This window comes from Paenibacillus cineris (assembly GCF_018333335.1).
In the GTDB taxonomy this organism is placed as follows: domain Bacteria; phylum Bacillota; class Bacilli; order Paenibacillales; family Paenibacillaceae; genus Paenibacillus_AQ; species Paenibacillus_AQ favisporus.
Map to the genome: position 1 here is coordinate 4,130,720 of NZ_BORU01000001.1, position 18,750 is coordinate 4,149,469.

The 18,750-nt window shown below is 53.1% G+C and carries 19 protein-coding genes; all 19 read right to left on the reverse strand.

What is annotated here, in order from left to right; all coding sequences use genetic code 11:
* Window positions 1-603 precede the first annotated feature (603 nt).
* The 19 genes from KI379_RS19290 to mraY all read right to left on the reverse strand — a co-directional run bounded on the left by KI379_RS19290 (window position 604) and on the right by mraY (window position 18,731).
* Window positions 604-1,095 (reverse strand): DivIVA domain-containing protein, encoded by a 492-nt coding sequence (locus KI379_RS19290; protein ID WP_076169866.1) that lies wholly within the window; start codon window positions 1,093-1,095, stop codon window positions 604-606.
* Between the two features lie 148 nt (window positions 1,096-1,243).
* The gene (locus KI379_RS19295) at window positions 1,244-2,026 is read right to left on the reverse strand and encodes a YlmH family RNA-binding protein (protein ID WP_116229546.1); all 783 of its coding nucleotides are present in this window, start codon (window positions 2,024-2,026) and stop codon (window positions 1,244-1,246) included.
* A gap of 9 nt (window positions 2,027-2,035) precedes the next feature.
* Window positions 2,036-2,308, reverse strand: coding sequence for a YggT family protein (locus tag KI379_RS19300; RefSeq protein WP_076169864.1), 273 nt, complete (start codon window positions 2,306-2,308; stop codon window positions 2,036-2,038).
* A 7-nt stretch (window positions 2,309-2,315) separates the two neighbouring features.
* On the reverse strand, window positions 2,316-2,762 hold the full coding sequence (locus tag KI379_RS19305) for a cell division protein SepF (protein WP_076169863.1): 447 nt from the start codon (window positions 2,760-2,762) through the stop codon (window positions 2,316-2,318).
* Window positions 2,762-3,454, reverse strand: coding sequence for a YggS family pyridoxal phosphate-dependent enzyme (locus tag KI379_RS19310; protein ID WP_212984437.1), 693 nt, complete (start codon window positions 3,452-3,454; stop codon window positions 2,762-2,764). The genes KI379_RS19305 and KI379_RS19310 overlap by 1 nt, the downstream gene beginning before the upstream one ends.
* Window positions 3,451-4,317 (reverse strand): peptidoglycan editing factor PgeF, encoded by an 867-nt coding sequence (gene pgeF / locus KI379_RS19315; RefSeq protein ID WP_373309596.1) that lies wholly within the window; start codon window positions 4,315-4,317, stop codon window positions 3,451-3,453. The genes KI379_RS19310 and pgeF overlap by 4 nt, the downstream gene beginning before the upstream one ends.
* A gap of 86 nt (window positions 4,318-4,403) precedes the next feature.
* Window positions 4,404-4,721 carry a YlmC/YmxH family sporulation protein gene (locus KI379_RS19320; RefSeq protein ID WP_076170149.1) on the reverse strand — a complete coding sequence of 106 codons (318 nt, stop codon included), beginning with the start codon at window positions 4,719-4,721 and terminating at the stop codon, window positions 4,404-4,406.
* 297 nt (window positions 4,722-5,018) lie between these two features.
* The gene (sigG, locus tag KI379_RS19325) at window positions 5,019-5,801 is read right to left on the reverse strand and encodes an RNA polymerase sporulation sigma factor SigG (protein WP_076169861.1); all 783 of its coding nucleotides are present in this window, start codon (window positions 5,799-5,801) and stop codon (window positions 5,019-5,021) included.
* A 77-nt stretch (window positions 5,802-5,878) separates the two neighbouring features.
* Entirely contained in the window at window positions 5,879-6,601 is a 723-nt protein-coding gene (sigE, locus tag KI379_RS19330) for an RNA polymerase sporulation sigma factor SigE (protein WP_076169860.1), read from the reverse strand.
* A gap of 176 nt (window positions 6,602-6,777) precedes the next feature.
* On the reverse strand, window positions 6,778-7,743 hold the full coding sequence (gene spoIIGA, locus KI379_RS19335) for a sigma-E processing peptidase SpoIIGA (protein ID WP_212984795.1): 966 nt from the start codon (window positions 7,741-7,743) through the stop codon (window positions 6,778-6,780).
* Window positions 7,744-8,220: 477 nt separating this feature from the next.
* Window positions 8,221-9,348: a cell division protein FtsZ gene (gene ftsZ, locus KI379_RS19340; RefSeq protein ID WP_076169858.1), complete on the reverse strand. Its 1,128-nt coding sequence runs from the start codon at window positions 9,346-9,348 to the stop codon at window positions 8,221-8,223.
* 61 nt (window positions 9,349-9,409) lie between these two features.
* Window positions 9,410-10,690 (reverse strand): cell division protein FtsA, encoded by a 1,281-nt coding sequence (ftsA, locus tag KI379_RS19345; protein ID WP_076169857.1) that lies wholly within the window; start codon window positions 10,688-10,690, stop codon window positions 9,410-9,412.
* Window positions 10,691-10,885: 195 nt separating this feature from the next.
* Complete coding sequence (locus KI379_RS19350; protein ID WP_212984438.1) at window positions 10,886-11,653, reverse strand: cell division protein FtsQ/DivIB; 768 nt, start codon at window positions 11,651-11,653, stop codon at window positions 10,886-10,888.
* 61 nt (window positions 11,654-11,714) lie between these two features.
* Window positions 11,715-12,998: a UDP-N-acetylglucosamine 1-carboxyvinyltransferase gene (gene murA, locus KI379_RS19355; protein ID WP_076169855.1), complete on the reverse strand. Its 1,284-nt coding sequence runs from the start codon at window positions 12,996-12,998 to the stop codon at window positions 11,715-11,717.
* 16 nt (window positions 12,999-13,014) lie between these two features.
* Window positions 13,015-13,920: a UDP-N-acetylmuramate dehydrogenase gene (gene murB, locus KI379_RS19360; RefSeq protein WP_076169854.1), complete on the reverse strand. Its 906-nt coding sequence runs from the start codon at window positions 13,918-13,920 to the stop codon at window positions 13,015-13,017.
* A 159-nt stretch (window positions 13,921-14,079) separates the two neighbouring features.
* Window positions 14,080-15,189 carry an undecaprenyldiphospho-muramoylpentapeptide beta-N-acetylglucosaminyltransferase gene (gene murG / locus KI379_RS19365; protein WP_212984439.1) on the reverse strand — a complete coding sequence of 370 codons (1,110 nt, stop codon included), beginning with the start codon at window positions 15,187-15,189 and terminating at the stop codon, window positions 14,080-14,082.
* A gap of 5 nt (window positions 15,190-15,194) precedes the next feature.
* Window positions 15,195-16,292 (reverse strand): stage V sporulation protein E, encoded by a 1,098-nt coding sequence (gene spoVE, locus KI379_RS19370; RefSeq protein ID WP_076169852.1) that lies wholly within the window; start codon window positions 16,290-16,292, stop codon window positions 15,195-15,197.
* Between the two features lie 48 nt (window positions 16,293-16,340).
* Window positions 16,341-17,762 (reverse strand): UDP-N-acetylmuramoyl-L-alanine--D-glutamate ligase, encoded by a 1,422-nt coding sequence (gene murD, locus KI379_RS19375; RefSeq protein ID WP_212984440.1) that lies wholly within the window; start codon window positions 17,760-17,762, stop codon window positions 16,341-16,343.
* Window positions 17,763-17,765: 3 nt separating this feature from the next.
* On the reverse strand, window positions 17,766-18,731 hold the full coding sequence (gene mraY, locus KI379_RS19380) for a phospho-N-acetylmuramoyl-pentapeptide-transferase (RefSeq protein ID WP_076169850.1): 966 nt from the start codon (window positions 18,729-18,731) through the stop codon (window positions 17,766-17,768).
* Window positions 18,732-18,750 lie beyond the last annotated feature (19 nt).

Sequence of the window (18,750 nt, forward strand, 5' to 3'; positions counted from 1 at the left end):
CGTCCTCAGAGGCTTTCGGGTGTCCAGAGGGTAGAACCCTCTGGAGTCCTCCTTAGGATAAGGGGGATTTAGGGGGATCCGAACCGGCATCAATACTCCAAACCAGCTCCGTCCTCGGAGACTTTCGGGTGTCCAGAGGGTAGAACCCTCTGGGGTCCCCCTTAGGATAAGGGGGATTTAGGGGGATCCGAAACAAAACAAATAAGCCTCATCCCCTAAGGGACGAGGCTTCTGCTCGCGTGACCACCCTAATTCCATTCTTTCAACAATCGTCCTTGAACCGCAAGGTCAAGCACATTGATCAAAGAATGACTCCTCAGTCCATGCCAAGCTTCTGGCATGGAGCCGATATAACGTTCGGCGGCCCGGTTCGGCTTACGCACGCAAACCTGCGTTTCAGCTTCACTTCTCAGGGAGGATCTTCGGCTTCGGACTGAACATTGGCTTTCAGCATACGCCAACTCTCTGGGGAACAAATCCCAAGCTTACTTATCCCGTCATCGAATTCATATTACGTTTCAAGTCTAACCCAATCACTTGCTAAAAAACCGATATGAATATATTTATATTCCTTTTTTCCGCAAAAGTCAACCAAGCAGAAACCTAGTATACTTCGTTCGCTTCACGCGTCTCCCGGGTTTCCAGCGCTTCCCATCCATCCTGGCTGAGCAGCTCGAGCTGGGCTTCCACCAGCGTCCGGAAACGGGTACGGTAAATCGATGCTTGCTTCTTCAGCTCTTCGACTTCCATCGCGATCTTGCGGGCCTTCGACAAGGATTCGTTAATGATGCGGTCAGCATTCTTCTCCGATTCCTTGATGATGAGCTGCGCTTCCTTCTTCGCGTTGTTCTTCACTTCATCCGCAGCTTCCTGCGCAACGATGATGGTCTTGGACAGCGTCTCCTCGATGTTCACGAAATGGTCAAGTCTTTCCTGCAATGAGGCCAGCTGACCTTGAAGTTCCTTGTTCTCGCGGATCACGCTCTCATAATCCTTAATGACTTGGTCGAGAAACTCGTTCACTTCATCTTCGTCATAACCCCGGATTCGGCGGGCAAACTCCTTGTTATGTATATCCAGTGGTGTTAATGGCATTGATGCGCACCTCCTAAAATGTTCAGGTTTCCCTGTCGACGAGCGGTCCTGATGGGCCTCACCCAAATGTATCGGTCAAAAGTTACGATATCTTTAATATTCTTGGATAATTCATTTCGACAGCAAAAAGACAATTCCTGCTGTAGGTCTACACAAATTTCCCTATTTTTACGCGCTGGCGTCCTTTTTTCGTCATGCCGCCCGCTTCGATAACTTTAAACCGCCCAAACCCCTGCATTGAAACGAGGTCCCCTTCTTTCAGCAGATAGGAAGGATCCTCGACGACTTTCCAATTGACGCGGCAGCGGCCGGCGCGGATGGGAACGACCACTTTGGTCCGGCTGATGCGGTAAGCATCAGAAGCAATTCCATCTAAACGCAAAGAAGCGACCGTAATATCCTGCAGCTCCAGCTCAACCTGGCTTGTCCGCAGTTGTTCGATCGGCAAAATTTCGCGCAGCACGTGAATCCGGTGCACCTGTGTTAAGTTCATGTCGAGAAACGTACTGATCTCTTCGCAAACCACGGTATGGCATCCATCCTCAAGGACATGGATATCCCCGATTTTGCTTCGTTTTACGCCGAGTCCCAGAATGGAGCCCATATAATCGCCATGCTCCAGCGATAAAAATTTCTGATCCCCGGAGTAGATGCTAAGCACCTTCAGTCCCATGTCCTCTTGGCTTAAATCCCGGTAATCGGGAGCCACCAGCGCCCGGCAGCGCTCCGCCCCCTCATATCCGCCGTCCAGGCGCACCTGAACGTCGGGGTGTCGGTTCACCAGCGACTGCAAAATAAAAGCCTGCCGCGGGTCCAAAAAATCGGTAAGCTTGACTTCGTGATATTCCCCGGCGTGAACGACCCATTCCCATGCCCGATCCACAAACTCGCGTTCATCCGGGTGAAAGTGATCATAGATGTCTAATTTCATCTCAGTCACCTAAAACAATAGTGAAAAAATAATGAACCGCAATCCCTGCATAGCGAACTGGAGCACGAACAGAGCGACGATCGGGGAAATATCCAGCATGCCGAAGATTGGCGGGATAATTTTGCGGAAAGGGGACAGGTATGGCTCCACGAGCTTGCCGAGCAGCTCACCGATAAAGCTCTCGCGAATGTTCGGAAGCCATGACATGAGAACATAGATGATGATCATGTAGAAGTAGATATTAAAGAGCAGCGTTAAAATCGTATCAATGTTTTGGGCCAAACTTGGCTCACCTCATTCTGTTGTAATCATGTTCCTCGGATAATAATTCCGAAATGGCACCCTGAATCTCGACCGTATCCGGTGTGCACAAAAAGATGTTATGGCCGATCTTGGAAATACCGCCGTTCAGGGCATAAACCGTCCCACTGAGAAAATCGATAATGCGGAGCGCCTGATCCGAACGGACCCGCTGCAGATTGACAACCACCGTGCGGTGCGCACGCAGATGGTCGGCAATGGCCTGTGCTTCGTCATACGAATGCGGCTCATGCAAAATGACCTTTACATTTTTCTGGGAGTGAATGCTGACCACATTGTTGGTTCTAGTATTTCTACGTGTCTCAATGCTCGGGGTTTCAACTTCTTCTTCCTCCACCGGCAGCTGCTCCCGTTCTACGACTTCCTCCTGCTCTTGTAATCCCAAAAAAGACATAAACTTGTTCATCACGCTCATCATTCCCCTTCCTGTTTACCTACTAGAATCGAGCCCAAACGGATCCAGGTGGCTCCCTCTTCAATGGCCACTTCGAAATCGTTGGACATTCCCATGGAAAGATCGATTAATGGCTCTCGCGTAATTGCATGCCGGTTTATGTCGTCTCTTAGCTCCCGCAGCCCGCGAAAAACGGGCCGGGTATCCTCCGCCTCCCCTTCAAAGGGGGCCATGGTCATCAAGCCGGCGACCTTGATATGAGGAAATTGATGAAGTTCTTTCAAAAAAGGGACGGCCTGCTCCGGCTCCAAACCGTATTTGGTATCTTCTCCAGAAATGTTAACCTGAACAAAGGTTTTAATTTCCAGATTCCGGGCTGACGCCACCTTCTCCAGCTCTTTGGCTAATGAAAGCCGGTCCAGCGAATGTATATATTCGAATTTGCCTGCCACGTCTTTGACTTTGTTGGTCTGCAGATGTCCAATAAAATGCCAGGTCCCGCGGGAACCAAGCGCATTCCATTTCTCCTCGGCGTTCTGCCAGCGATTCTCGCCGATATGCGTCAAACCGCTATCCAGCACTCGTTCTGTCATGGATGTCGACACGTACTTGGTTACAGCGATCACATTGACGTCTTCCCTGGATCTTCCGCTGCGAAGGCAGGCTTCCTCGATGCGCGTATTGACTTCTCTTATCCGTTCTTCCAGTGTCAAGGAAGATTCACCCCTTCTCTAAGCCCGATCCAACTCGCCATACGCCCTGTCGTTCCACCGTCTTTTCTGTAGGAAAAGAACAAATCGTTGCGACAGCTCGTACACCATGATGTACATTCGATATGAGTCGGCAATATTCCTGCTTTCATCATAATCTGTCGATTTAATTCTTTCAAGTTCAGCATGGTTTTGCCGTCGGGTTTGGCAATGTAAAAATCGGCAGGGGAGTACTGTTCATTACCCAGGAAATGACTTGCCAAATCGTGCACATGACTCATCACTTTGTCATCTACCTCGTAACAGCAGGAGCCGATGGACGGACCGATTGCGGCGCGTATCTCCTCAGGCCGGCTGCCATAAGCCTGCCCCATCTTCTCCACCATAGACGCGGCAATCCGGGCCACAGTCCCTTTCCAGCCGGCATGGGCCAGTCCGACAGCCTGGTGAACGGGATCGTAAAAATATAGCGGTACGCAGTCCGCATAAAACGACGTCAGCAGCACCCCGGGCACGTTTGTCAGAAGCCCGTCTGTATCCTGAAATCCCGACTCTCTGTTCCGGCTGCCGCGTCCACGGCCTTCATTCGTCACCACCGCGATGTCTGCCCGGTGAACCTGTTCCCCGCACGTCCAGTCATCCAACGTAAAGCCCAGCTCTTCCGCAACCTTCAAGCGGTTGGCTACCACCGTCTCCGGCTGGTCTCCCACATGAAAGGCGGTGTTAAGCGTATCGTAAGGCGCGCTTCCCGCGCCGCCATGCCGTCCGGTAAATCCGGCGCTGATGCCGTTCCATTCATGAACCCACGGCTCCAGCATAAATAACGAAGGGCGCGAATCGCCCTCTTTTAACTTGAACGGTTCCAATTTCAATCACCTCAACCTCCAGTGTACCACATGGACACGGCTTGCATAAAACCAAAAATGGTTGGTTTGACAAGGCGGTCCTTTCCTTACACATCCCGGTAGCCGCGGCGGTCCGCCTGCTCCGTTCTCTCTCTGTAGGAGGCGGCTTCCTTCTCGTCCTGGAGCGTCCGCAGTTCCTCCATCTTGACGAGGACGACATCCGATCCGATTTTGACGATATTGCTCCAAGGAATGATCAGGTCGCTGCCGCCTCCGAACAGCCCCCTGAACTTGCTGTAGCTTGGGACGACGATCGCTTCGATCCGCCCCTGGCGGAGGTCGAGCTCCAGATCGCTGATCTGCCCCAGCCTTTTGCCGTCCACGATGTTGATGACATCCTTCGTTTGAAAATCGGATATTTTCATGTTTCTGTCCACCGCCCAACGTTCTGGATTCACATGTTCCTCTCCTTTAGCAGTCTATTCATCAGACTCGTTCAATATATATGATTAATATATGCCGGCGCCGGGCAAAATGCCCATGTTTTGAAGCGAAATGCTCCGCAATACTCAGCCTCTCCGTGTTGGTTTGAAGGGTCTTTGTGTACGGTTTCTCGGAGCTTTAAGTTGACGACCCATGACAGAAGCCGAGCAGCAGTCAGCATCTCATCCATAAAAAAAAGACGGCCCGTAGCGCGGACCGCCTTGCTTTACTTCATCTATTCACGATTTCACGTGCTTTTGCATTTGCTGGATGGCCGATTTTTCAAGACGTGATACCTGAGCTTGGGAAATGCCGATTTCGTCGGCGACCTCCATCTGGGTTTTGCCTTCGAAGAAGCGCATGGACAAAATCATTTTTTCCCGCTGACCCAGTCTCTGCATCGCTTCACGCAGCGCGATCTCCTCAATCCAGGAGACGTCCTTGTTTTTGTCGTCGCTGATCTGGTCCATCACGTAGATCGGGTCGCCGCCGTCATGGTAAATCGGTTCGAACAGCGACACCGGGTCCTGGATGGCATCCAGTGCGAAGACGACGTCCTCTTTGGGGACGTTCAGCACTTCCGAAATTTCGAAAATCGTCGGTTCCCTTGAGTTTTGATTCGTTAAGGAATCACGAACCTGCAGCGCTTTGTACGCAATATCCCGCAGCGATCGGGATACCCGGATCGGGTTGTTGTCCCGCAAATACCTGCGAATTTCCCCGATGATCATCGGCACCGCATAGGTTGAGAATTTCACATTTTGAGACAAATCAAAATTATCAATGGCTTTCATTAGTCCGATACAGCCCACCTGAAACAAATCGTCGACAAACTCCCCCCGATTGTTGAATCGCTGGATGACGCTGAGCACCAGTCTCAGGTTGCCGTTCACCAGCTTTTCTCTGGCTGTACGTTCGTTGTTTTGCTGTAAGTCATGGAACAGCTCCCGCATTTCCACATTGGTCAGGACGGGCAGCTTCGAAGTATCCACACCGCAGATCTCGACTTTGTTTCGGGTCATGATGATATACCTCCCAAGGAGAAACTAATGTACATTATCTCCCTGGAGGGTCATTTTATTCCTGATAAAAATTTTGCCTAGACCATTTTGTTGAACTCCTTGCGCAGCCGCTTGATGATGCGTTTTTCAAGTCGGGAAATGTAGGATTGGGAAATGCCGAGCATATCCGCCACGTCCTTTTGCGTCTTCTCCTCCCCGTCCTGAAGGCCAAAACGCAGCTCCATAATGGTTCGCTCCCGGTCGGTCAGCTTGTCGAGCGCCTTGTGCAAAAGCTTGCGGTCGACCTGCTCCTCAATGTTCCGGTAAATCGTATCATTTTCGGTTCCGAGCACATCGGAAAGCAGCAGCTCGTTTCCGTCCCAGTCAATATTGAGCGGCTCATCGAAGGAGACCTCGCTCCGGATTTTGCTGTTTCGCCGCAGATACATCAAAATTTCGTTTTCGATGCAGCGGGAGGCATACGTAGCCAGTTTGATTTTTTTCTCCGGGTCAAACGTGTTGACCGCCTTAATCAGACCGATCGCTCCGATGGACACCAGGTCCTCGATGTTGATGCCCGTATTCTCGAACTTGCGGGCGATGTACACGACGAGCCGCAGATTGCGCTCGATCAGCATCGCCCGGATGGCCGCATCCCCGGTGGACAGCCGCTGGAGCAAATATTCTTCCTCTTCGCGTGTCAGGGGAGGAGGGAGAGCCTCGCTGCCGCCTATGTAATAGATTTCTTCGCTTTTGAGTCCTAAGAGAAACAGGAATCTGTAGTACTGCAGCTGCGCCACCAATCTCCATTTCACACGCATAATTGATCCTCCTATACGTTTTCCGCAGGAAAACGATCTTCGTAAGCATAAGCCATTAGTTTTCCGCAGGAAAACTCTCATCGTTAGCATAAGCATTAGTTTTCCATAGGAAAACGATCTTCGTAAGCGTCTGTTTCGTCTTCCGCAGGCAAACGGTCTTCGACCTTCCCCTGCGATCACAGGTTACCCGCCGTTTCCAATGGCTCCGCTGCTGGACTCTGGACATCATCCTCAACCAGCTTCGGATGGATAATGGCCTGATACGACCGGTCGCCCGACAGCTGCCCGCCGTCCAGGCCGATCAGCACCTTGCTGGAACGATGGACGCCGTCGCCGATCCGAACCTCAACGGTGTCCGGCTTGATAGCCAGCATGAATGAGGCGCTGCGGTTCACCCCCCGATAGGGAACGAGACGAAGCCGGTCCTGCCACGCAAAATCCATATGTTCCAGCTCCATTACCAGTTTGTCCGGCTCTCCATCGGCCAGTCTTTCGCACCATCCCGAAGGCAGGCGGTCCGCCCACAGCGAAGCTTCCATGACCATCACCGGCGTTCTCGTCAGCGGATCGCTCAGCTGATTGCCCGTATCCAGCAGCCCTCTGCAGGTCACCCGGTGACCGCCGATCTCGACGGCGACCTCGCCCATAAATACGGAACGGCTTTCCAGCTGCTTCCGGGTCGAGTGAACCATTTTGAACCACAGCAGCATGCCAAACACCCCGATGAAGGTAAACCAGAACCCGATCTTCAGCTCAAACGACATGCCGCCGGAAGCCGTGAACCAAATCCCGTTAAAAATTTCTCCCGAATTTTGCAGCAAATAATGTATCCCGATAATCCCCCCGGCCACCGCAAAATTGATAATATAAAAGGCCCCCATATTCCGGATATAGTTTTGAAGACTTCCAAAACCGAAGGTTATCCATAACATCAGCAGGGATAAACCCAGCTTGACTAAAAAGGTATACATAAACGAGAGCTGCGGCACAAACATCATGACGACATACAGGGCACCCACCACAGCCGCCACAATCAATCTCCACCACGGGGGCTTCAGCTTCCGCATCCAGGCTGTAAGCCAGAGCAGTGCACCGTCGATCAGCAGATTCGTGATGAATATCAAATCAATATACACAATCAGTGCTTATCACCTGCCTGACGCCTTTCATGTTTATGGAATGATTGGATCCATAACGCATACACGGTACCGCCGATATTCTCTTAAGCATTTTTGGGAGATGTGATTAGTATAAAAACAATACGGTTCAAAGTCTGTCTAAAATTGGAAGGGACTCCTGAACTTTTTTTGTCGAGTTCCGTTCTTTTATAGAGGAAGTTTCGGGGAAAAAGAAGCGTAAGCCGCCGTTGTAATGGGTTTCGACACTCCCATATCTATCATCAAATTGTTATAAGTATTACATCCGGCTTTAATGACATATGATGAACTCTGTAAAGAGGAACGCCTTCAGGCACTGGCACGGATGACAGAAATGACCGAGCCCGATCACACAAAAGTTTTTTGAGCAGCGATGTTTCGTTTCCTACGGATTCCCGTTTCCACAAAAAAACACCCGCATTTCCGAAGAAATGCGGGTGTTTGACGGATGGAATGACATCCTTAGTCGTTATTGTTCTGACGGGAACGATTCCGCAGGAACGTTGGAATGTCCAATTGATCGCTGCTTGTCTGGTTCCCGAACGGACGCAGATTGTTCGTGTTGTTGCTGCGCGATTCCGCAGGTTCCGACGGCGCCGGTGTTCCCTGCTTGCGCACCTGAGGCTGCTGCACAGGACGGTTCTCAAACCCGGTCGCGATGACCGTTACTTTGATTTCATCCTTCATGCTCTCTTCAATAATAGCACCGAAGATCATATTGACCTCCGGATCCGATGCCGAGGTAACGATTTCCGCCGCTTCATTGACTTCATACAGCGACAAATTCGCGCCTCCCGTAATGTTCATGATGACGCCGAGTGCGCCTTCGATCGAAGTTTCGAGCAGCGGGCTCATAATCGCTTTACGTGCAGCTTCGGCTGCACGGTTTTCGCCTGTCGCTATGCCGATCCCCATCAAAGCCGAACCGCGTTCGGTCATGATCGTTTTGACGTCGGCGAAGTCAAGGTTGATCAGGCCGGGCACCTTGATCAAGTCCGAAATGCCCTGTACCGCTTGACGCAGCACGTTGTCCGCCTCGCGGAATGCCTCCATCATCGGTGTTTTTTTATCAACGATTTCTAATAGCCGATCATTCGGAATAACGATAAGTGTATCGACTTTTTCCTTTAAGGCTTCGATACCGAGCACAGCCTGGGTGGAACGCTTGCGTCCTTCAAATGTAAACGGCCGTGTTACCACACCGACCGTCAGTGCGCCGCATTCCTTGGCGATTTCCGCGATGACAGGAGCGGCACCCGTTCCGGTACCTCCGCCCATCCCCGCAGTAACGAAGACCATGTCTGCACCCTTCAGCGTATTCATAATCAAATCGCGGGATTCTTCGGCTGCTTTCTTGCCGACCTCCGGATTTGCGCCTGCGCCCAATCCGCGGGTCAGTTTGTCCCCGATTTGCAGTTTGTGTTCCGATTTGGCCATATGCAATGCTTGGGCGTCTGTGTTCACCGTAATGAATTCTACGCCTTGCACGCCATTCTCGATCATCCGGTTTACAGCGTTGCTGCCGCCGCCGCCCACACCGATCACTTTAATTTGAGCCAAGCTCTCCATTTCAAAATCAAATTCCAACATATTTCCCCATCTCCCCCTCATTGTGCATGGATGGCCCGTCCACGTTATATGGAAAACCTGCTTAGATGAATTCGCTGAACATTTTCTTCAACCGTTCGATAATACCCGGATTCTGAGCTGACTCCGAGTTGGTAGCAGGATTCGCTTTCGGTCGGTTCACTGTTTTCTTCACATTGCTGGTATTGGCACTCGCCGTGTTGTTGGTGCTGCGTACGCGAATGTTGCGGATCACGTTGTGCAGTACCCCCACACCGCTCGTATATCCGGGATCTCTGACCCCGATATAATCAGGCACGGCGATTCGGACCGAAGCCGCCAGCTCGCCCTGTGCCACCTGAAGCACACCAGGCATGGAAACAGTTCCGCCTGTAAGAATATAACCTCCAGGCAGCTCGCTGTAACCAAGACGCTTCACTTCTTCGCGGATCAGGTGGAAAATTTCCTGTACCCGGGGCTCAACGATAGCCGCCAAGTCCTCCTGGGTAAACTCCTTCTCCACATTGCTTCCGATGCGGACCACCTTGAAGGTGACGTCCGGAGCGGCATCGGCCATTAACGCACAGCCGTATTTCAGTTTCACTTTCTCGGCCTGGTCGGTCAGCGTCCGCAACCCGTAAGCGATATCGTTGGTTACGAATTCCCCGCCGATCGGCAAAGAGGATGTCGCTGCGATCGTTCCCGCTTCAAACACGGCAATCGTCGTTGAGCCCGCTCCGATGTCGACCAGAACGGATCCCATCGTCTTCTCATCCTTGGACAAAGCCAGCTGGCCCGCTCCCAAAGACATCAGGACCAAATCCTTAATCTTGAGTCCTGCCTTCTCCACACAGCGCAAAAGATTATGTATGGCTGTCTTAGCGCCGGTAATAATGATGGCCTCCACTTCCAAGCGGACACCGATCATGCCGCGCGGGTCATGAATTCCCTCCAGCCCGTCTACAACATATTGTTTGGCAACTACATCAATAATTTCCCGGTCCGGCGGTAGAGCGACAACTTCAGCGGCCTTAAGCACGCGTTCGATGTCTTCCTCGCCGATTTCCCGATCCTCATTCGATACCGCCACAACACCGTGGCTTGATTGAAGTCCGATAGTATTCCCCGAAATGCCGACATAGACCTCCGATATTTGAATACCGACCATACGCTCCGCGTGGTCAACGGCACTGCGGATGGATTGTACAGTCTGGTCAATATCTACGATTGCACCCTTGCGAATTCCTTCCGAGTCGGCAGATCCAACTCCAATAATATTAAAGGTTCCATTATTAACTTCCCCAATAATAGCACGAACTTTGGATGTACCGATGTCCAAACTAACAATGATGTCATTGTTGCTCAACCGTGGCACCTCCTGTTTTTATAAAATAACTGCGTAAAAAGACACTCAACTTTACATATTCAACATACATGATTCTTTCCCTCTTTTTTCTACAAATTTTTCAATTGCCAATCTTTGTTACGAATCTCTTCAAAATCAGAAGAAAAAAGAGGGAGATTTCATACTTGTCCGTAATTTTAATTGTAGCATTTTTTACTATTCATGAGTAGTGGCATTTTGGTCGCCGTTTTCCTCGCCGGAAGGCTCGAAAGGAACGTAGGAATCAGCCTCCAGCATTGTGATGATACCCGGCTCTTCCGTCTCTATGACTTGGTTAAGATATTCAACCTTGTCTTTTAATAGCGAGATGGCCGTAATGACCTCAAACCGCGAGCGGGTGTACAGCTTGATCCGGTCCGGGAAGGACTCCGTCGGCGACGGGATGATCTCCGAGATGTCGGAGGTCAGTTCATTCGGAATTTGCCCCAGCACTTTGCAGAGCGCGGCTTTGTTCGGATCGGAGGCATTCCATTTCGTCAGGATCGGCTTCTCTACCGCGATTCCGGTGTTGTTCACCGACACCGTCGCACCGCTGGAAAGGATCGCCTGCAGATCCCCCTCCGCGGCAAGCTCGTACGCAACGGTAGGATACTCCTCGATCGTGACGTTAATGACGCCCGGAAACTGCTTGTCCACCGTCGCCTTTTGGATCGATTTCACCTTAAGCAGGCTGCTCTCCACCTTGGACGGAGATACGCCGAAGAACTGGCTGCCAACCTGAATACCGCTGGCCTTCAGCAGCTCGTCCCTTGTCGTAAATGTATTGCCTTTGAAATGAACCTCCGTGACCTGGCTCATCGTCGAACGAAAGAACAGAACGGATAGGATCACGATAAATAGCAGCAGCAGGATCCAAATAATACGTTTGCTGGCTTTTCTTTTAGGCTTGTCTTCTTTTAAAACAGGAATTTGGGCGTTAGGCATAGGATACTCTCCATAAAATGCCTCTTATCCCCTTCAACTGACGAAGGGGATAAGCGTGGCGTTAATTAGCTAAATCAAGCGGTTTGGGTACCGGCGTAAACCGATGTATATCCGCTCCGAGTTTTTGGAACAGCATTTCGATATGATCATAACCGCGGTCGATATGATGCACCTGCTCCACAACCGTTTTGCCCTGCGCAGCCAGACCGGCAATGACCAGCGCCGCGCCGGCCCGCAAGTCCGTGGCTTCAACCGTGGCCCCGTATAGGCGCTGCACCCCGCGGATAAAAGCGCTGTTCAGGTCGATTGTAATATCCGCGCCCATACGGGTCAGCTCGTCGACATGCTTGAACCGGCCTTCAAATACCGTCTCCTTCATGACGCTGAAACCGTCGGCTAACGACAGCAGCACCATGACCTGGGACTGCAAGTCGGTGGGAAACGACGGATACGGTGATGTTACGATCCGTTCCACCGCTTTGGGGCGGCTCATGCAGCTTACGCTCATTATATCATTGAGAATACTGATTTGAACACCAGCGCGCTTCAGCACGTGGATAAGCGAAGACAAGTGCGCGGGATTGCAGTGCGTCAAAGTGACGTTCCCCCGCGTCGCCGCCGCGGCAATCATGACGGTTCCGGCTACGATCCGGTCAGGAATAATTTCATAAGTGCACGGGGTCAGCTGCTGAACCCCTTGGATCGTGATCGTATCGGTACCCGCGCCGATAATGCTGGCTCCCATCCTGTTCAAGAAGTTGGCCAAGTCCTGGATTTCCGGTTCGCGCGCAGCGTTCGAAATCGTCGTCGTTCCGCTGGCGGTGGCCGCCGCCATCATAATGTTTTCGGTAGCCCCTACGCTGGGAAAATCCAAATGGATGTCGGCACCGGTTAATTTGCGCGCCCTGCAAATAATTTGCTGATCTCTCTCCTCAATTTCCGCACCAAGCTCCTGAAGCCCCCGCAGATGAAGGTCGATTTTCCGTTCGCCAATCGCACATCCGCCCGGCTGATAAACGGCAACCTCGCCGAACCTGGCCAGAAGGGGACCCATCAGAAATATGGAGGAACGCATTTGCCCCATTAAGTCTTCCGGCACATGAAACGAATTGGCGGACGATGTATCCACGGTGACCGTCTCCTGCTCATGCAGCGTCTTGCAGCCGATCCTTTCGAGAATGCCCAGCATCACATCAATGTCCAGCAGCCGGGGGACATTATTCAGCCGAACTTCGCCTGCGGCCAGCAAGCTTGCTGCCAAAATCGGCAATGCGGCATTTTTTGCTCCATGGATACGTATGGTTCCTGATAGGGCTTTGCCACCCTCAATCACCAATTTGTCCAATGTATCACCTCCGAGTTTACCGCTCACCAACCGCATACACTTCCGGCATCAGTTCGATGCCGTATTCAGTTTGAATCGTCTCCTGAATGTGATGCATTAATGTGAGCACGTCCTCTGCTGTCGCTTGACCGGTGTTTACAATGAAATTGGCGTGCTGCATGGACACTTCTGCCCCTCCGATCCGTTTGCCCTTCAAACCGGCATGCTCCACCAGCCTGGCGGCATGATCGCCTGGAGGATTGCGGAACACGCTCCCCGCGCAGGCCATCTGCAGCGGCTGGGTGCAGCGCCGGTATTCTTTGAAGCGGGCCATCGCTTCCGCAATTTGCTTGCGGTCTCCAGGCCGCAGCTCAAACACGGCTCTTGCCACGATCCCTTTGCGCTCATGAAGGATGGAGTGACGATAGGCAAAGGCCATCTCTTCTGCAGTGTAAGTCACCAATTCTCCTGTATCCAGTACAATCTCAGCGGACTTGAATATGCGTGACACATCAGATCCGTGGGCTCCGGCGTTCATATACACGGCACCGCCTGCACTTCCGGGTATCCCTCCCGCAAACTCGAGGCCTGTTAAACCTTCTTTTCCGGCCAGGACACTAAGCTTTACGAGGGAGAAGCCTCCTCCGGCGGTAACCCGGTTTCCCTGAAAATGGGCATGATCGAGCTCCCCGCCCAGTTTAATCACGACGCCGCGAAAGCCTTTGTCGGCAACGAGCAGGTTGGAGCCGCGGCCGATCTGCAGCCAGGGGATTTGATTCGCATGCAGCAGGGAAATCAGGCTTACCAGCTGCTCCACGCTGCCCGGGATGACAAGCGCGTCGGCAGGACCGCCGATTTTCCAGGTGGTATAGCTCTCCAGAGGTTCATTCCAGCGAATCGTTCCGACATGGGCTTCGGACAGTAGGGACTTCCACTGCTGCATCGCAAAGCATCCTCCTTTATCGTTAAGCGGGAAAGAAGCGGTGTGGACCGGTATACTGCGGCCGATCGTAGAACCGTGCCGGTATTCCATGGGTGATTGTCACGATTATAGAGTATCTTATGTAGTACATACCGCGTGTGTGACAATCGCCCACGGCTTTCAGCGGCCCTGCGACAGGCGGCGCATTTCTTCAACGATCACCTTGGCCGAATCCGGTTTGCCCAAGCTCCGGGAGCTTGCGGACATTTCCTGCTGCAGATTGTAATTCATCATGATATCTTCAATGGACTCATAGAGCCGCTTGCCCGTCAGTTCTTTCTCCAGGATGACTTTGGCCGCGCCGGCCTTCTCCAGCTGTCTTGCGTTGGCCACCTGATGGTTGTTGGTCACATTCGGGGAAGGAATGAGAACGGATGGAATCCCGAGCGATGTGATCTCCGCCAGGAACGAAGCCCCTGCACGGTTGACGATCAGGGATGTCGCCGCAAGCACTTCCGGCATGTTATGAATATACGGCAAAACGTGAAGATGATTAGGAAGGCTTCCAAGCCGGCTCCTGATATCCTCACGCGTTTGGTCAAAATAAGTTTCTCCGGTCACGTAAACGAAATGGATATGCTTCAGCTTCTCAAGCCGCGGGGCCATTTCGATCATGGCGTCGTTAATCGCCTTGGCACCTCTGCTGCCGCCCACAATCAGAACGACGGAGCTGTTCATCGGAATGCCCAGGGTGGCAAAACCTCTTTCCCGGTTCGCCGTCTGAACCGTCGTCGCCCGCGGATTCCCGGTGTAAATCACCCGTTTAGCTTTGGGAAAGGCGCCTTCGGAACCTTCAAAGCTTACGGCGACCGTGCTGACGTACCGGCTCAGAAACTGATTCGTCAGCCCGGGGATGGCATTCTGTTCATGAATGATGCTCGGAATGCCGAGCTTCGCAGCCGCGTAAACCACGGGACCGCAGACATAGCCGCCGGTGCCGATGACAACGTCCGGCTTAAATTCCTTCAGCAGCTTCTTGGATGTTTGGACTCCTTTTAGAAAACGCATAACCGTTTTCACATTGTCCATCGATAGCTTACGGCGAAACCCCGTAATGTCGATGGCTTCGAAAGGGAGATTTTCTTGGGGGACGAGCTTGCTCTCCAGCCCCCGGGTACCGCCAATATATAAAAATTCGGAATCAGGATCTTCCGCCTCACATTGTCTCGCGACAGCGACGGCCGGGTAAATATGTCCTCCCGTACCGCCGCCGGATAATACGACGCGCAATGTATTCACCTCGCATAACGTGATAGATTAAGTAAAATGCCGAGCGCGGTCAGCATCAGAGTTAACGACGAGCCTCCGTAACTGATCAGCGGGAGCGTAATTCCGGTGACCGGCATCATGCCGATAACCACGCCGATGTTAATGACGACCTGGACGGCAACCATGCCGATGATGCCCACGGCCAGCAGGCTTCCGAACCGGTCGGGGATCGTCATGGCCACCCGCATCCCCCGCCATACGAGCACGAGGAACAGCAGCAGCACGATCAGACCGCCGATAAATCCGAGCTCCTCCGCCAGGATGGAGAAAATAAAGTCGGTCTGGGGCTCGGGCACGTAGCTGTACTTCTGCCGGCTCATCCCGAGTCCGAGCCCCCCGAGTCCGCCGGGGCCGATCGCATACAGCGACTGGATGATCTGGTAGCCGGCGCCGAGCGGATCCGACCATGGGTCAAGAAAAGCGGTAATACGCTTCAGCCGGTAGGGCGCGGCAATGATCAGGCCCGCAAAGCCGGCTACCCCGCCGAGCCCGAGAAAGCCCAGATGGCTCAGCTTGGCCCCTGCCGTAAAAACGATCATCATCGCCGCGCCAAGCATCACCGTACCGGTTCCCAAATCCGGCTGCATCATGATCAGCCCGAAGGCCAGTCCAATCAGACCGAGAGGCGGGAGCAGGCCTTTGCCAAACGCCGTAATGTTGAAGTTCTCGCTGCTCAGCCACTTGGACAGGAACAGAATCATCCCGAGCTTCATAAATTCCGAGGGCTGAATGCCGAAGGAGCTGATCCCGAGCCAGCTCCGTGCACCCCCGCGCACAACGCCGATGCCCGGAATCAGGACGATGACGAGCAGCCCGAAGCAGATGATCAGTCCCGCCTTGGCGTATTTTTTCCATACATGGTAGTCCAAATTTGCGGTAAAAAACATCGCGACCAGTCCGAGTCCGGCAAACAGCATCTGTCGCTTGACGAAATAGAATGAGTCGCCGTAATCGTGAAAGCCCAGTACGGAGCCTGCACTGTATACCATGATCATGCCGATCGTCAGCAGGCCCAAAATACAAAGAAGGAGCCACAGATCCGGCGCCGGTCGTGTCTTGTTCATGAGGAGGCCACCTTTTGCCAGGAAGTAGGGGCTTATCCACCCCCCTACTTAAAGATTATGCACCGCCTCTTTAAAAATGCGTCCGCGCTCCTCATATGAGGTAAACATGTCCCAGCTCGCGCAGGCAGGCGAGAGCAAAACGACATCCCCGGCTTCGGCGAGAGCTGCGGCCTCTTGTACCGCGGAACGCAGCACAGCGGCGGCGTCCTCACCAGTATCGGCCTTGCGGATATGCTTTAATCCGGCCATTTCGGCAACTTTCGCGATTTTATCCGCCGTTTCGCCGAGCACCACAACCGCCTTGACGTGCTCGCTCAGCAGCGGCATCAGCTCCATGTAATCCGAGCCGCGGTCCAGACCGCCGGCAATCAGCACGACCGGCTGATGGAACGAGGCGAGCGCCATTCCTGTCGCTTTGGCGTTCGTCGCTTTGGAATTGTTGTAATAGGCAGCACCGCCGACGTCTCTGACATACTCCAAGCGGTGCTCCACCCCGTGGAACGAAGCCAGAGGTTCGGCCAACCCGTCTGGTGCTGCGCCGGCTGCGATCGCGATCGCGCAGGCCGCTGCGGCATTTGCGACGTTAAACCGGCCGGGAATACCGATTTCCTTCACGGGGATGATTACCTGGGACCGCCCGTCCGAATCGCGGTATACGATGCTGCGCTCTAGGTCGTCTTCCGTGTCCGGAATATAAGGCGGGCTCACATACACGCCGACTTGCAGTTCTTCCGTCACCGAGAACGGAAGCAGCTTGGCCTTTATATAAGGTACCAGGCTGCGGCAGTAAGAATCATCCCAATTGAGGACCGCGGTATCATCCTCTTTCTGGTTGGCAAACATTTTCGCTTTGGAAGAAGCATAGTCTTCCATGCTGCCATGATAATCAAGATGGGTTTCCGTCAGGTTCAGCAGGCAGCCGATACGCGGACGGAAATCCGTCGTTCCTTTCAGCTGGAAGCTGCTAAGCTCGGTCACCATCCAGTTGCCCGCATCGGCATGCTGCGCCGCTTCACACAGCGGCGTGCCGATGTTGCCGGCGACGATCGGACGCATACCGGCCGCTTCCAGCATGTTGCCCACCCACGTCGTGGTGGTCGTTTTGCCGTTGGAGCCGGTGATCCCGATAATCGGCGCCTCGCAGATGTGATAGGCGACTTCCACCTCGGTCACCACTTCGATCCCGAGCTTCAGCGCCTCCTGCACCGGCGGAGCTGTGTACGGAATCCCCGGATTTTTGACGAGCAGAGAAATACCGGGATGAACCAGCCCCTCGGGATGACCACCGCAAATGACGGTGATTCCCAAGGGCTCCAGTTCCCCGGCTTCGGGACATTGATCCTTTTCCTTTCGATCATTCACAGTAACAATCGCTCCGGCCTGGTGCAGTACTTTGGCGACCTGCACGCCGCTTCGGGCAAGCCCGAGCACTACGATTTCTTTACCCCTGTACGAATCTGGATGCTTCATCTTCTACAACCCCTTGTTCAAGTAAAGTCCAAGTCCCGCGAGCACGATGCCTACCGCCCAGAAGGTCATGACAACCCGCCATTCGGACCATCCGGTCAGCTCGAAGTGATGGTGAATCGGACTCATTTTAAAGATGCGTTTGCCCCGGGTCTTGAATGATGCGACCTGAAGAACGACGGACAGCATTTCGATGACGAACACGCCGCCGATCACGATAAACAGCAGCTCGGTTTTGGTGACGATGGCGATGCCGCCGATGGCTCCGCCAATGCCGAGCGAACCTGTATCCCCCATGAATACTTTGGCCGGGTGGGCGTTAAATACAAGAAACCCGAGCACCGCCCCGATCATGGCAGCGGCACAAACGGCGGCCGACAGCGAGGTCGCCTGCATGGCGACGATGGCGAATGCGGCAAAAGCGATGGCGCTCACGCCGGACAGCAGTCCGTCGACCCCGTCCGTGAAATTAACCGCGTTGGTCACGGCCATCATCATAATGACGATGAACGGATAATAAAACCATCCGCCCCAGTCAAACGACCACGACGTTCCCGGCACGCTGATCGCCGTACTGTGGCCGTTCTTGATGAGCAGGTAACACATAATCGCGGCGAAGAGCAGCTGCAGGATAAGCTTCTGTTTCGCCGTCAGTCCGAGCGAACGCTTGAACACGATTTTAATATAATCATCAAGAAATCCGATCAGGCCGAAGCCAAGTGTGGCTACGAGCAGCACGTAAAAATCCGTATTAATGACGGAAAATTTCAGAAAAGCAAGCGTAAAAGCCAAAATAATGACGATTCCGCCCATTGTCGGCGTTCCCGCCTTCTTCAAATGGGTTTGCGGCCCGTCGTCGCGGACCTGCTGGCCGAACTTCATACGCCTGAGCAGCGGAATAAGCAGCGGAGCGGCAATCACCGCGAGAATAAAAGATACGCCGATCGTTAACAGCAATAGTTGATAGTCCATGGATTCACCCCCTCGTGCG

What these genes read in the sequence shown, in the direction of transcription:
- KI379_RS19290 (WP_076169866.1), bottom strand. Translation starts at nt 1,095, where the DNA reads ATGCCATTAACACCACTGGATATACATAACAAGGAGTTTGCCCGCCGA.
- KI379_RS19295 (WP_116229546.1), bottom strand. Translation starts at nt 2,026, where the DNA reads ATGAAATTAGACATCTATGATCACTTTCACCCGGATGAACGCGAGTTT.
- KI379_RS19305 (WP_076169863.1), bottom strand. Translation starts at nt 2,762, where the DNA reads ATGAGCGTGATGAACAAGTTTATGTCTTTTTTGGGATTACAAGAGCAG.
- KI379_RS19320 (WP_076170149.1), bottom strand. Translation starts at nt 4,721, where the DNA reads ATGAAAATATCCGATTTTCAAACGAAGGATGTCATCAACATCGTGGAC.
- sigG (WP_076169861.1), bottom strand. Translation starts at nt 5,801, where the DNA reads ATGACCCGAAACAAAGTCGAGATCTGCGGTGTGGATACTTCGAAGCTG.
- sigE (WP_076169860.1), bottom strand. Translation starts at nt 6,601, where the DNA reads ATGCGTGTGAAATGGAGATTGGTGGCGCAGCTGCAGTACTACAGATTC.
- ftsZ (WP_076169858.1), bottom strand. Translation starts at nt 9,348, where the DNA reads ATGTTGGAATTTGATTTTGAAATGGAGAGCTTGGCTCAAATTAAAGTG.
- KI379_RS19350 (WP_212984438.1), bottom strand. Translation starts at nt 11,653, where the DNA reads ATGCCTAACGCCCAAATTCCTGTTTTAAAAGAAGACAAGCCTAAAAGA.
- murB (WP_076169854.1), bottom strand. Translation starts at nt 13,920, where the DNA reads ATGCAGCAGTGGAAGTCCCTACTGTCCGAAGCCCATGTCGGAACGATT.
- spoVE (WP_076169852.1), bottom strand. Translation starts at nt 16,292, where the DNA reads ATGAACAAGACACGACCGGCGCCGGATCTGTGGCTCCTTCTTTGTATT.
- murD (WP_212984440.1), bottom strand. Translation starts at nt 17,762, where the DNA reads ATGAAGCATCCAGATTCGTACAGGGGTAAAGAAATCGTAGTGCTCGGG.
- mraY (WP_076169850.1), bottom strand. Translation starts at nt 18,731, where the DNA reads ATGGACTATCAACTATTGCTGTTAACGATCGGCGTATCTTTTATTCTC.